This is a genomic window from Micromonospora marincola, from assembly GCF_056150385.1.
The window spans coordinates 454,755-466,924 of the sequence record NZ_JAXCFT010000003.1 but is presented as its reverse complement, the minus strand read 5'-3'; the positions used below and the strand labels follow the sequence as shown (position 1 = coordinate 466,924).

Annotated in this window: 11 protein-coding genes; 6 read left to right on the top strand and 5 right to left on the bottom strand. The window is 73.5% G+C overall.

Features of this window, described 5'->3' with window-relative positions; translation table 11 throughout:
• The first annotated feature begins 52 nt into the window (after window positions 1-52).
• The 3 genes from SM450_RS10535 to SM450_RS10525 all read left to right on the top strand — a co-directional run bounded on the left by SM450_RS10535 (window position 53) and on the right by SM450_RS10525 (window position 3,393).
• Window positions 53-1,405: a dihydrolipoamide acetyltransferase family protein gene (locus tag SM450_RS10535; protein WP_474619649.1), complete on the top strand. Its 1,353-nt coding sequence runs from the start codon at window positions 53-55 to the stop codon at window positions 1,403-1,405.
• Between the two features lie 173 nt (window positions 1,406-1,578).
• Window positions 1,579-2,850, top strand: coding sequence for a L,D-transpeptidase (locus tag SM450_RS10530; RefSeq protein WP_474619514.1), 1,272 nt, complete (start codon window positions 1,579-1,581; stop codon window positions 2,848-2,850).
• A 186-nt stretch (window positions 2,851-3,036) separates the two neighbouring features.
• Complete coding sequence (locus SM450_RS10525) at window positions 3,037-3,393, top strand: anti-sigma factor antagonist (protein ID WP_474619513.1); 357 nt, start codon at window positions 3,037-3,039, stop codon at window positions 3,391-3,393.
• A gap of 51 nt (window positions 3,394-3,444) precedes the next feature.
• On the opposite strand, the gene SM450_RS10520 is transcribed toward SM450_RS10525, so the two are convergent.
• The 4 genes from SM450_RS10520 to SM450_RS10505 form a co-directional block, all read right to left on the bottom strand.
• Window positions 3,445-3,813, bottom strand: a complete 369-nt coding sequence (locus SM450_RS10520; RefSeq protein ID WP_282282593.1) for an FKBP-type peptidyl-prolyl cis-trans isomerase — start codon at window positions 3,811-3,813, stop codon at window positions 3,445-3,447.
• 156 nt (window positions 3,814-3,969) lie between these two features.
• Window positions 3,970-4,527, bottom strand: a complete 558-nt coding sequence (locus SM450_RS10515; protein WP_474619512.1) for a DoxX family membrane protein — start codon at window positions 4,525-4,527, stop codon at window positions 3,970-3,972.
• Between the two features lie 138 nt (window positions 4,528-4,665).
• Complete coding sequence (locus SM450_RS10510) at window positions 4,666-5,382, bottom strand: helical backbone metal receptor (protein WP_474619511.1); 717 nt, start codon at window positions 5,380-5,382, stop codon at window positions 4,666-4,668.
• A 6-nt stretch (window positions 5,383-5,388) separates the two neighbouring features.
• Window positions 5,389-6,477, bottom strand: a complete 1,089-nt coding sequence (locus tag SM450_RS10505) for a DICT sensory domain-containing protein (RefSeq protein WP_474619510.1) — start codon at window positions 6,475-6,477, stop codon at window positions 5,389-5,391.
• 138 nt (window positions 6,478-6,615) lie between these two features.
• Between SM450_RS10505 and SM450_RS10500 the strand changes: the two genes are divergently transcribed.
• Window positions 6,616-7,482, top strand: a complete 867-nt coding sequence (locus SM450_RS10500) for a DUF2726 domain-containing protein (protein WP_474619509.1) — start codon at window positions 6,616-6,618, stop codon at window positions 7,480-7,482.
• A gap of 245 nt (window positions 7,483-7,727) precedes the next feature.
• Window positions 7,728-9,029 carry a hypothetical protein gene (locus tag SM450_RS10495; protein ID WP_474619508.1) on the top strand — a complete coding sequence of 434 codons (1,302 nt, stop codon included), beginning with the start codon at window positions 7,728-7,730 and terminating at the stop codon, window positions 9,027-9,029.
• A gap of 222 nt (window positions 9,030-9,251) precedes the next feature.
• On the opposite strand, the gene SM450_RS10490 is transcribed toward SM450_RS10495, so the two are convergent.
• Window positions 9,252-9,599, bottom strand: coding sequence for a histone-like nucleoid-structuring protein Lsr2 (locus tag SM450_RS10490; RefSeq protein WP_474619648.1), 348 nt, complete (start codon window positions 9,597-9,599; stop codon window positions 9,252-9,254).
• Between the two features lie 220 nt (window positions 9,600-9,819).
• Here SM450_RS10490 and lon point away from each other — a divergent pair, with 220 nt between their 5' ends.
• On the top strand, window positions 9,820-12,141 hold the full coding sequence (gene lon / locus SM450_RS10485) for an endopeptidase La (RefSeq protein WP_474619507.1): 2,322 nt from the start codon (window positions 9,820-9,822) through the stop codon (window positions 12,139-12,141).
• Window positions 12,142-12,170 lie beyond the last annotated feature (29 nt).

Here is a 12,170-nt window from a genome sequence, read left to right as displayed (position 1 = left end):
CGAACGCACCGAGCGCAGCGAGGGCCGTGAGGGCATGCCCGGTCGGCACGGCATGACCAGCACTGTCGGAACCCGTGACTTCCTCCTGCCGGACCTGGGCGAGGGGCTGAGCGAGGCGGAGATCGTGCAGTGGCGGGTCGCCGTCGGCGACGTGGTGACCGTGGACCAGAGCGTGGTCGAGGTGGAGACCGCCAAGGCCGTGGTCGACGTGCCCTGCCCGTACCCCGGCCGGGTCGTCGCCCTGCACGGCGCGGAGGGTGAGGTCCGTCCGGTCGGCCAGCCGCTGGTCACCATCGCCCCGCTCGACGGCGGCGACGCGCCGGACCCGCACGCCACCTACCGCGAGGAGGAGCGGGCCGGCTCCGGCAACGTCCTGATCGGGTACGGCACCGGGCACGGCGGCCCGGGCCGGCGGCGACGCCGCCCGCGCCTGACGGTCGCCCCGGAGCCCGGCCCGCCGGAACGGCCGGACCCGCCCGCCGCGGCGGGGTCCGGTCCCTCGGCGCCGGTCGCTGCGCCGCTTGTCATCTCGCCCATCGTGCGACGGCTGGCGAAGGAACGCGGGGTCGATCTGGCGTCGCTGCGCGGCACCGGTCCGGGCGGCGTGATCCGCCGGTGCGACGTGGAGTTCGCCGCGGACGCCCCGGCGGCCCGGCTGGCGGCGGTGCCGGACGCGCCGGCCGCGCATGTCGGGCTGGCCCCGGCCGCCGACGGCGATGTGGTCATCCCGCTCACCGGCATCCGCAAGGTGATCGCCGACAAGCTCTCCCGCAGTCGCCGGGAGATCCCCGAGGTGACCATCTGGGTGGACGTGGACGCCACCGGGCTCCTGGAGACCCGGGCCGCGATCAACGCCGCCACGCCTGACGCGCCGGTGAGCATCCTGGCCCTGCTGGCCCGGATCTGCCTCAGCGGCCTTCGGAAGTATCCGCAGCTCAACGCGCGTGTCGACACCGAGGGGCAGCGGATCGTCCAGTCCGCCGGGGTGCATCTGGGCATCGCCGCGCAGACCGACCGGGGGCTCGTCGTGCCGGTGCTGCGCGACGCCCAGCGGCTCACCACCGGGGAGCTTGCCGCCGCGCTCGGCGAGACCACCGCGGCGGCCCGAGCCGGTACGCTGCCCCCGGCGCGGCTGACCGGCGGGACGTTCACGCTCAACAACTACGGCGTGTTCGGGGTGGACGGCTCCACGCCGATCATCAACCACCCGGAGGCGGCGCTGCTTGGCGTCGGCCGGATCGTGGACAAGCCGTGGGTGGTGGACGGGCAGCTCGCCGTCCGGAAGGTGACCCAACTCAGCCTCACCTTCGACCACCGGGTCTGCGACGGCGGGGTGGCCGGCGGCTTCCTGCGTCACGTGGCCGACTGTGTGGAACGGCCCGCGCTGCTGGTGGCCAACGTCTGACCGCCCGCCCCGCAACGGATCTTGGTACGAAATGGCCCCTCCAGGGGCCATTTCGTACCAAGATCTAAGTTGAATCCCGAGCTCTTTTCCGAGCAATTCCGCCGAAGGCGCCACTCGGTGACGCCGGGCCTACAGAATGTGGGCGAGGGGGTTCCGGAAATGGGGGGCGACATATGTTTGTGAGGCGGCGTCTGACGCTTTTCGCGGTGACTGTCGCGATCGCGCCACTCGCGGTCGGCGCGTGCACCGCCGGCCCGAAGTCGGTGGTCCGGAAGGCCGAGGCGACGCCGCCGTCGGTCACGGTGACGCCTGCCGACCGGGCCCGCGACGTGCCGATCAGCGCGGAGGTGGGCACGAAGGTCAGCAACGGCAAGGTGACCGGCGTGAAGCTGACCGACGACAAGGGCCGCCCGGTGGCGGCGCAGCCGCGCGAGGACGGATCGGGCTGGGTGCCGGACCGTCCGTTGGCGAATTCCCGGACGTACACGGCGGAGGTGACCGTGACCGGCGATTCCGGGAAGACCGCGACGCGGAAGACGACGTTCACGACGATGGCCAAATCCACCAAACCGGCCGTCACCAGCGAATTGTATTTCCAGGACAAACAGACGTACGGGACGGCGATGCCGGTGGTGCTCGGTTTCGACCCGCCGATTCCGGAACAGGCGCGGGCGGACGTGCAGCGGCGGTTGTTCGTGAAGACCGACCCGCCGCAGCCGGGCGCCTGGTCGTGGATGTCCGACGGCAAGCAGGCCGAGTACCGGGCCCCCGACCAGTGGAAGCCCGGCACGAAGATCAGCGTGCGCAGCGCGCTGGAGGGGCTGCCGATCGGCAGGGAGGCGGTCGGCGACGCCGATCACGTGGCGACCGCCAGGGTGGGCCGGCGGGTGTCGCTTGACATCGACAACACCACCAAGCAGCTGACGGTCTACCAGGACGGCAAGGTGCTCAAGAAGCTGCCGGTCAGCCTCGGCAAGCCCAGCACGCCGAGCTCCAGCGGCACCATGGTGATCATGGAGAAGCACGAGCACACCACGTTCGACACGCGTGGCGAACCGGACGGCGGCTACGTGGTCGACGTGGACGACGCACAGCGGCTGACCTGGGGTGGCGAGTTCATCCACTCGGCGCCGTGGTCCGAGGGGGAGCAGGGCTACAACAACACCTCGCACGGCTGCACGAACGTCTCGGCCGCCGGCGCGGACTGGCTGATGGGCGTCACCCAGGTCGGCGACCTGGTGACCGTCAAGGGCACCGAGGTGAAGCTCCAGCAGGGCAACGGCTTCACCGCCTGGAACGTCAGCTGGGACGAGTTCGCCAAGGGCAGCGCGCTGCCCGTACCGGCGAGCCTGAAGCCCACGCCGAGCGCGACGCCGCACCCGGGCGCGGTGGCCGGGGGGTCGTCGCCCGCGCCCACGCCGACCAGGAGCAACAGCGGCGGCTGAACCGGGGGAGGAACGACCGGGGCCGGCCCGCGCCCGCGGGCCGGCCCCCGCGCGGGCGGGCCGGCCCACCCGGGCGAGCGGCTGCGGGATGACCCTGAGACGGCTCCGGGTCGACACCCGGGCGCTACCCGGAACCCCGTCCGCGAGCAGCGGAAACTGTCGGTGGGCGGGGGTAGGTTTGACGGTATGAGAGACAGCGGCGACCGCTTCGCGGTGGCGATGGACGTGCGCGACCAGGTGGTCGAGCTGCGCCCGGTCGGCGAGATCGACATCGCCACCGTGTCGGCGTTCCGGGCCGCGCTGTGGGCGGCGCCGGCGCGGCCGGTGCTGCGGGTCGACCTGTCCGGCGTGCGCCTGCTCTCCGCCGCCGGGGTGCGCGCGTTGGCCGCCGCCCACCTGCGGGTGCGGGCCCGCGGCGGGGAGCTGGTGCTTGTCGACCCCGAGCCGGTCGTGGCCCGGGTGCTGCGGGTGACCGGCCTGCACCGGGTCGTCCCGGTGCGCGAGTCGGGCCGTGGTCCGGAGCTGCTCCGCGCGGCGGCCTGAACGCCGACGGGCCGCCGGCGCCACGCCGACGGCCCGCTGGTCGAACGGCGCTCAGCGCACGCCGAGCAGGTCCACCACGAAGACAAGCGTCTCGTTCGGCTTGATGACGCCGCCGGCGCCCCGGGCGCCGTAGCCCAGGTGCGGCGGGATGGTGAGCCGGCGCCGGCCGCCCACCTTCATGCCGATGACGCCCTGGTCCCATCCGGCGATGACCTGGCCGCCGCCGAGCGGGAACTCGAACGTCTCGCCCCGGTTCCACGAGGCGTCGAACTCGCGGCCGGTGGAGTGGGCCACGCCCACGTAGTGCACGCTTGCGAGCTGGCCGGCCTGGGCCTGCGGGCCGTCGCCGACAGTGATGTCCTCGACGACGAGATCGGCGGGCGGCGCGCCCTCGATCGGGCCAACCTCGGGCTTCTCCATGAGCGGGTCTCCTCGGTGCTGACGGGGTAATCACCGTCGATCCTGCCCGATCGTGACCGACCGATACGCGCCGGTACCCGCCTCACCGCCGACGTCGGGGACGCGCGGCGGGGCGGGCGTCGCCGACCGGCGACGCCCGCCCCGGGCGACCTGCCCTCACCTCAGCCAGGGGAAGCGCTGGACGAGGGGGAGCGTCGCCCAGGTCCGGCCGAGGCCGAGGGTGTTGCCGGCGCCGACGAGCGCCAGGCCGGCGAGCAGGCCCGCGTAGATGAGGTGGTCGTCCATGACGGGGTTGTTCTCCGGGGGCAGCACGGCCGTCCACATCAGGACCAGCAGCAGCCCGCCGGCGACGGCGGCGATCCGGGTGCCGATGCCGAGCAGCAGGGCCACGCCGATGCCGAGCAGGCCGAGCATGAACAGCCAGTCCGCCCAGGCGGCGCCGGCGATGTCGTGGTAGACGCCCTCGAACGGGCCGGCCACGCCGAAGCCGAGGAAACCCTTGGTCGGGCTGCCGCCGTTGATCCAGGCGTTCTTCGCCGGGGTCTCGTGCCCCAGGCCGAACATCTTGTCGAGGAAGGCCCAGAGGAACACCCAGCCCAGGGCGATGCGCAGCCCGGCCCAGACGTACCGGGTGGCCTTCTGGCGGGGGGTCTCAGCCGCCGGAGCGGTGGTGGTGGCGGGGATCCGCTCGCGTGTCGCGGTCATGGTGTCCACGTCCCTTCTGTGCCTGACACCGCGCTTCGGTGGCATCTCCATTCCACCGCCGGGCGCCGGCCGGGAGCAGGGCCGTCGGTGCCGGGTGACCGGGTCCTTGGTCCCGTCCCGGGCCGGTCCGGTCGGCCCGCGACCGGGTCAGACCGGGGCGGCGAGCTGGGCGGCGAGCAGCGCGGGCGCCTCGGCCAGCGAGGGGCCGTACCAGGTGAGGTGCCGGCCGGAGACAAGCACCGAGGGCACCTGCGGGAACGCCTCCGGCCCGTCGTCGGCGGTGAACCGGTACGGCTCGTCCGGCAGCACCACCAACTCCGGCGCCCGGGACCGCAGCTCGTCGAGCGTCGGGCGGGGATAGCGTTCCGGATCGCCGGCCCAGCCGTTGACCACCCCGAGCCGGCGCAGCACGTCCCCGGCGAACGTGTCGTGGCCCAGGACCACCCACGGGCGCCGCCACACCGGCACCACCGCGGTCCGGACGCGCGGTGGCTCGGGCGGCGCGGCCCAGGCCCGGCGGGCCGCGCGCAGCCACGGCGGCTCGGCCGGGGCCCCGAGCGCGGCGACCAGCTCACCGAGCTGGTCGAGGGCCTCCGGCACGGTACGCGGGAAGGTGACCCGGACCGGTACGCCGGCCGCGCGCAGCGTCTCCGCGTCGGCCAGCCGGTTCTCCTCCTCGTTGAGCAGCACCAGGTCGGGGGCCAGAGCCAGCACCCGGTCCAGGTCGGGATATTTCGTGCCACCGACCCGGGAGACGTCAAGCCCGGCCGGGTGCGTGCACCAGTCGGTCGCGCCGACGAGCACCTCCGGCCGCGTCGCCGCGACCGCCTCGGTAAGCGACGGCACCAGCGACACCACTCGCACGGCCGGTCAGCGGGCCCCGGCCGGGGCGGGTGCGGGCTCCGGCGGCAGGCCCGCCACCGGCACGCCCTCGCGTACCGCCCACTCCACCGCGGCCCGCAGGTCCGCCGTCGGCAGTGGCCGCCGGGTGGTCACCGCGACGGCCGCGTGCACGGTGTACGCGACGAACGGAAACGCCCGGGCCAGCGCGCCGATGCTCTCGTGCAGCCGGCCCACCACGGCCAGCGCCTCCGGTTCGCCGAGCGCCGGCAGCACGAGCTGGAACTCGTTGTCGGCGACCCGGACCGCCCGGTCCACCGGCCGCAGCACGCTTGTGACCGCGGCGAGCACGGCCTGACTCTCCCGGGCGGCGCTGCGTCGCCCGAAGCGCTCCGGCGCGCCTGCCGGTTCGGCCACCCGCAGGCCCACGAGCGCCACCGGCAGGGTGCCGGAGGCGGTCACCCCGTCCGCACCTGACCACCGCCGCAGGCCGGGCTCGTCGAGCATCCCGTCCGCCGTCTCGACAGGTGGCGCGCCCCGGTCGCCGCGCCGGGCCAGCAACCGCAGCGCCGCGTCGGCCCGGGACTCGCCCGCGCCGGCCGGAATGTCCCGGACCCGGGCGACCGCCTCGTCAAGCGCCGCCCGGGCCGGACCGGGCAGCCGCTCGGCGAGCCGCTCGCGCAGCCGGATCACCTCGTGCAACGCGGCGTCCCGGCGGAACCCCCAGCGACCGTCGAAGAGCCGGCCCGTCTCAAGCGTCGCGGCCGGCGTGACCTCACCCCGGTCGTACGCCACCAGGCTGGCGCCGAAGCGTGGGGTAAGCGCCACCACGCTCCACTCCCGGGCCAGCTCCTCCGTCTCGTCCAGCACCACCGGGTGGACCCCGTCGGGCAGGTCGGGTGGGGGACCGCCGACCATGCCGACCACTGTGGCGGTGGCCCGGCCGGCGATCCGCCGGTAGATGTCCCGCTCCCGATCGAAGTACGGCAGCCGCTGGAAGAGCGCGAGCACGACGAGCGGACCGTCCTCGGCCTCCGCCAGCGCGGCCCGTTCGATGGCGTGGGACACGGCCACGAGACTGCGTTTGGTGAACCGCTCCGGGGTCCGTCCGCTGTGCACCCGCCGAGCCTAGATCGTCCGACCCGGCGGCGCACCGCCCGACGGTGGCCCGGATTCTCCCCGGACCGCCGAGGCGGCTCCCATGATCGACGCCCTAGACTCGGGCGTCGACGAGGACGACGGACGGACTGTGGCGAGATGACGAGCACCGGCGGCGTGACCGCCTCCTGGCTGCGGCCGGTCCCGCCGGAGGCCGCGCCGCGGCTCACCCGCGCCGGTCACCTCGGCTTCGCCGACCGGCGCCTCGCCGAGCTGGTGCAGGGCCGTCCGCCCGGGGTCACCGGCAGCCAGTGGAGCACCGCCGGGCGGGCCGCTCTCGACCTGGTGGTGTGCGCCGCCGACACCCGCCTCCCGGTGTTCGCCGTGCGGTTCGGCCCGCCCGCGCCCGACGGTTCACCCGCCCGCCGCGCCGACCGGCTGACCGACGCGGTCTGCGCCGCGGTGGGCCTGCCGCTGCTGCGGGTCGAGTCGTCGACGCTCGGCGGGGGCGAGCAGGTCCGCCGGTTCGTCGCGTACGTGCTCGACGCCCGTTCCTACGCCGAGGGCACCGACCCGGACGGTGGGGACACGATCGGGTTCCGGGACATCGTGGGCCGGCTGCCCGACGGCCGGCGTGGTCCGGTCAACGACCTCGGCGCGCTGGCCCGGGCCGACGCGGTCGAGGCGTACGTAGCCGGTCGGCTGGCCGACCCGATCGTGCGTGGCCTGCACGTGCGGTGGACCGACGGCCCCGCGGAGGGCTGGAGCTGGGTCGAGGCGCGGCCCGGGCGCTGCCTGCTGGAGCGGGTGCGGTTGACGTCCCGGGGCTTCGGCTGCGGGGTGGAACCGGGCCGGCTCGCCGAGGACCTGGCCGCGATGGCGCTGGGGGAGCGGCTCCGCGCCCCGGACCCCGCCGCGGCGTCCCTGGTGGACCGCGACGACCTCCGCGAACGGGTGCGGCGGCTCGCCGACAGGCGCGATTCCCTCGACGGCGGCTTCGCCTTCGACCATCTCTGCGCCGACTGATCCGCCGATCCGGTCACCGTCCGGTCACGCAATTTTTTTCCGATCTCCGGTTGAACCTTCGCCGACGGCACTCCGTACCTAAGCGGGAATGGACGCAGATCCCCCGCCGCGCCACCGACGGCGCGGAGACGGTGCGGAAGGGCATCGTCGGCCATTGACGCGCGACCGCAACGTCGCAGTGGTCCCACCCCGAGTTTCCGCCGGGATCACGAGTCAGCTACCGGATCGAGAAGGAGAGCAATTCGATGCGCAGGTCCACACGGGCGCGCCGGTCATCCGGTAACGCGCGGAGCAAGCGGATGCTGGCCGTGGTCGGCACGCTCGCGGTCTTCGGCGGCATCGTCGCCGTCACCCAGATCTCGTCCGCCCAGGACCAGCGGAGGACCACCCGTGTCGCCTCGGCGTCCTGCGTGGCCTCGAGCCCGGGGGCGACCGCTCCGGGTGGTCAGGGCAGCACCACCCGGACCTGGCAGAACGGCCGCTGGGTCCGCAACCACTGGGGTGACGGCCAGATGTCGTCGGCCGAGTGCCAGCAGACCAAGGCGGGCGGCGCCGGCGCGGGCAACCCGACCGTGGCCTGCCCGGACGTCAAGAGCAAGCTGCCGCAGGTGCCCGCCCGGGCGCGCGCCGAGGTGGACCGCAACCTGGCCCTGCTGGACACCCAGATCGCCGAGGCGAACCGGCGGCTCGCGGCCGAGGGACGTAACGGCGGCGACTTCATCAACAACGCCATTCTCCGTCCGCTCGCCGACAAGCGGACCGCGACGCTCAACCGGATCGCCACGGCGATCGGGCGTGGCGGCCAGCGTCCGCAGGGCCTGGACAAGCTCGCTCCGTGCGCCCTCACCGACAACGCGCCGAACGGCGGCCAGAACGGCGGCGGCAACAACGGTGGGAACAACGGCGGCCAGAACGGCGGCAACAACAACGGCGGCCAGAACGGTGGCAACAACGGCGGCAACAACGGTGGCAACAACGGTGGCAATAACGGCGGGAACAACGGCCTCGAGGTGCTGGCGAAGGACTGCGCCAACAGCAAGCTTCAGGGCCACGACGGCTTCCAGAACGGCAACCGGTGCGTGAGCACCGCCTTCGGCGAGGTCGGTGCCGCGGCGAGCAACCCGTCGCTGCTGATCACCCAGTTCCCGAACCAGGTGCAGCGCAACCAGCCGTTCACGCTCCGGGTCACCACCAAGAACCTGGTGCGGGACCGCTTCCTCGCCGCCGGTCAGGGTGGCTACTACCTGGAGAGCTCGCTGCTCAACGACCAGGGCCTGGTGCGCGGCCACTTCCACACCGCGTGCCGGATGCTCGGCAGCACCCGGCAGCCCCCGAACCCGCAGGACGTGCCCGCCTTCTTCGTCGCCACCGAGGACGGCAAGGGTGGCAACCAGCCGGACGACGTGCTGATCCAGATCCCCGGCCTGCCGGACTCGGGCCTGGCCCAGTGCTCGGTCTGGGCCGGTGACGGCTCGCACCGCATCCCGATGATGGAGCGGGCCAACCAGACCCCCGCCATCGACGTGGTGCGCATCCAGGTCAACTGAGTTCGAACACCGACGGCCGGAGCCGCCCGGGACATCCCCGGGCGGCTCCGGCCGCTTCGCGTGCGACCTCGCCCCGGTCCCGGCTCGGCGCGGGTCGGCCGGAGAAGAAGTTTCATGCCGTGGTGATCCTGCCGGATGAAAATTGGCGACCGGCAAAAGCAATCCGGGGCCACGCTGATTTCTCAGCGTGACCCCGGGGTGCCCGACGGTGAACCGGGAGGCTCAGCGGTTCTTGTACGCCTCCACCACCGAGACCGGGATGCGCCCCCGCTCGGAAATCTCGTGGCCGTTCTTGGCGGCCCATTCCCGGATGGCGCGGTTCTGCTCGCGATCCATTCCCGAGGTGCTCGGCCGGGTGGCGCGGCGCGGCGCGCGGCCGGCGTCGGCCGGACCACGGCCGATACGCCGGCCAGCGCTGATGTACGGGTCGAGCGCCTTGCGCAGGACGCCCGCGTTCTCGTCGGAGACGTCGATCGTGTATGCCACGCCGTCCAGGCTGAACTCGACGGTCCGATCGGCCTTTCCGCCGTCGAGGTCGTCGGTCAGAACGGTGATTACTTTCCTTGCCATCGCCATTACTCCCTGTGTCGGGCGGGGTGTGGCTAAGAGTTTGACCTACCTGGCGGTAATTCCGCAACAATACCCGCCCCTTTCCATTCGGCGGGTCGCGAAATCGGTGGTCCGGCAAATGGCCGGGCGCGGACCCGTGGCGTGGGTCACACTCCGGAACAAGGGGCACGGTTTGTTACTTGAGTCAGACACGCTCAACCAACGTGATGGCAGGTGTTCGATGGCAACTCTTCCGGTACTTCCCCTGACCGACGCCGTCCTGCTGCCCGGGATGGTCATCCCGGTGACCCTCGACCCCACCACCCAGGCCGCGGTCGACGCGGCCCGCGCGACAGGCGACAAGGAACTGCTGGCCGTGCCCCGCATCGACGGCGAGTACGGGTCGGTGGGCGTGGTCGCCACCATCGAGAAGGTGGGCCGGCTGCCAAGCGGTGAGCCGGCGGCAGTGGTCCGCGGTCTCGCCCGCGCCCGGATCGGCTCCGGCGTGCCCGGCCCCGGCGCCGCCCTCTGGGTCGAGGCGACCGCCCTCGACGAGCCCGCCCCGGCCGGCCGGGCCCGGGAACTCGCCCGCGAGTATCGGGCGCTGACGACCTCGGTGCTCCAGCAGCGCGGGGCCTGGCAGGTCATCGACGCCATGGAACGGATGACCGACCTCTCCGAGCTGGCCGACTCGGCCGGCTACGCGCCCTGGCTCAGCCTGGCGCAGAAGACCGAACTGCTCGCCGCGCCGGACGTCACCGCCCGGCTGGAACTGCTTGTCGGCTGGGTGAAGGAACACCTGGCCGAGCAGGAGGTCACCGAGCAGATCAACACCGACGTCCGGGAGGGGCTGGAGAAGTCCCAGCGGGAGTTCCTGCTCCGGCAGCAGCTCGCCGCGATCCGCAAGGAACTCGGCGAGGACGAGCCGGACGGCTCCGCCGACTACCGGGCCCGGGTCGAGTCCGCCGACCTGCCGGACAACGTCCGCGACGCGGCCCTGCGCGAGGTCGGCAAGCTGGAGCGGGCCAGCGACGCCTCACCCGAGGCGGGCTGGATCCGCACCTGGCTCGACACGGTGCTCGAAATGCCGTGGAGCACGCGTACCGACGACAACACCGACCTGGCCGCGGCGCGGGCGGTGCTCGACGCCGACCACGCCGGCCTGGCCGACGTGAAGGACCGCATCCTGGAGTACCTCGCGGTGCGCAACCGCCGCGCGGAGCGCAACCTGGGTGTGGTCGGCGGGCGCGGCTCCGGCGCGGTGCTCGCCCTGGCCGGCCCGCCCGGCGTCGGCAAGACCAGCCTCGGCGAGTCGGTCGCCCGGGCGCTCGGGCGCAACTTCGTCCGGGTCTCCCTCGGCGGGGTACGCGACGAGGCGGAGATCCGTGGCCACCGGCGCACCTACGTCGGCGCGCTGCCCGGCCGGATCGTGCGGGCCCTGCGCGAGGCCGGCTCGATGAACCCGGTCGTGCTCCTCGACGAGGTCGACAAGCTGGCCGTCGGTTACGCCGGCGATCCGGCGGCGGCCCTGCTGGAGGTGCTCGACCCGGCGCAGAACCACACCTTCCGCGACCACTACCTCGAGGTCGACCTCGACCTGTCCGACGTGCTGTTCCTGGCCACCGCAAACGTGGTGGAGACCGTGCCCGGCCCGTTGCTGGACCGGATGGAGCTGGTCACCCTGGACGGCTACACCGAGGACGAGAAGGTGGCCATCGCCCGGGACCACCTGCTGCCCCGGCAGCGGGAACGGGCCGGGCTGACCGCCGAGGAGGTGACAGTCGCCGACGAGGCGCTGGCGCTGATCGCCGGCGAGTACACCCGGGAGGCCGGGGTCCGGCAGCTCGAACGGGCGCTGGCGAAGATCCTGCGCAAGGTGGCCGTCGCGCTTGCCACCGACCCGGCGCCGGTCCGCGTGGACGCCGGCAACCTGGCCCGCTACCTGGGCCGGCCGAAGTTCACCCCGGAGTCGGCCGAGCGGACGGCGGTGCCCGGCGTGGCCACCGGCCTGGCCGTCACCGGGGCCGGCGGCGACGTGCTGTTCATCGAGGCCACCGGCATGGAGGGCGAGCCGGGGCTGACCCTGACCGGCCAGCTCGGCGACGTGATGAAGGAGTCGGCGCACATCGCGTGGTCGTACCTGCGCTCCAACGGGCGGCGGTACGGGCTGGACCCGAACGCCCTCGCCGGGCGGCGGATCCACCTGCACGTGCCGGCGGGCGCGGTGCCCAAGGACGGCCCGAGCGCCGGCATCACCATGGTGACCGCGCTGGCGTCCCTGGTCACCGGTCGGCCGGTCCGGCCCGAGTTCGGGATGACCGGCGAGGTGACCCTCTCCGGCCGGGTGCTGCCGATCGGTGGCGTGAAGCAGAAGCTGCTCGCCGCGCACCGGGCCGGCCTGACCGAGGTGATCATCCCGAAGCGCAACGAGCCGGACCTGGACGACCTGCCGGCCGAGGTCCGCGCGGCGCTTACCGTGCACACCCTCGCCGACGTCGCGGACGTGCTCGCTCTGGCGCTGCGCCCCGCCGAGGTGGACGCGCAGACCCTCGCCACCGTCTGAGGTGCAAGGAGGGGCCCCCGCTTAACGCA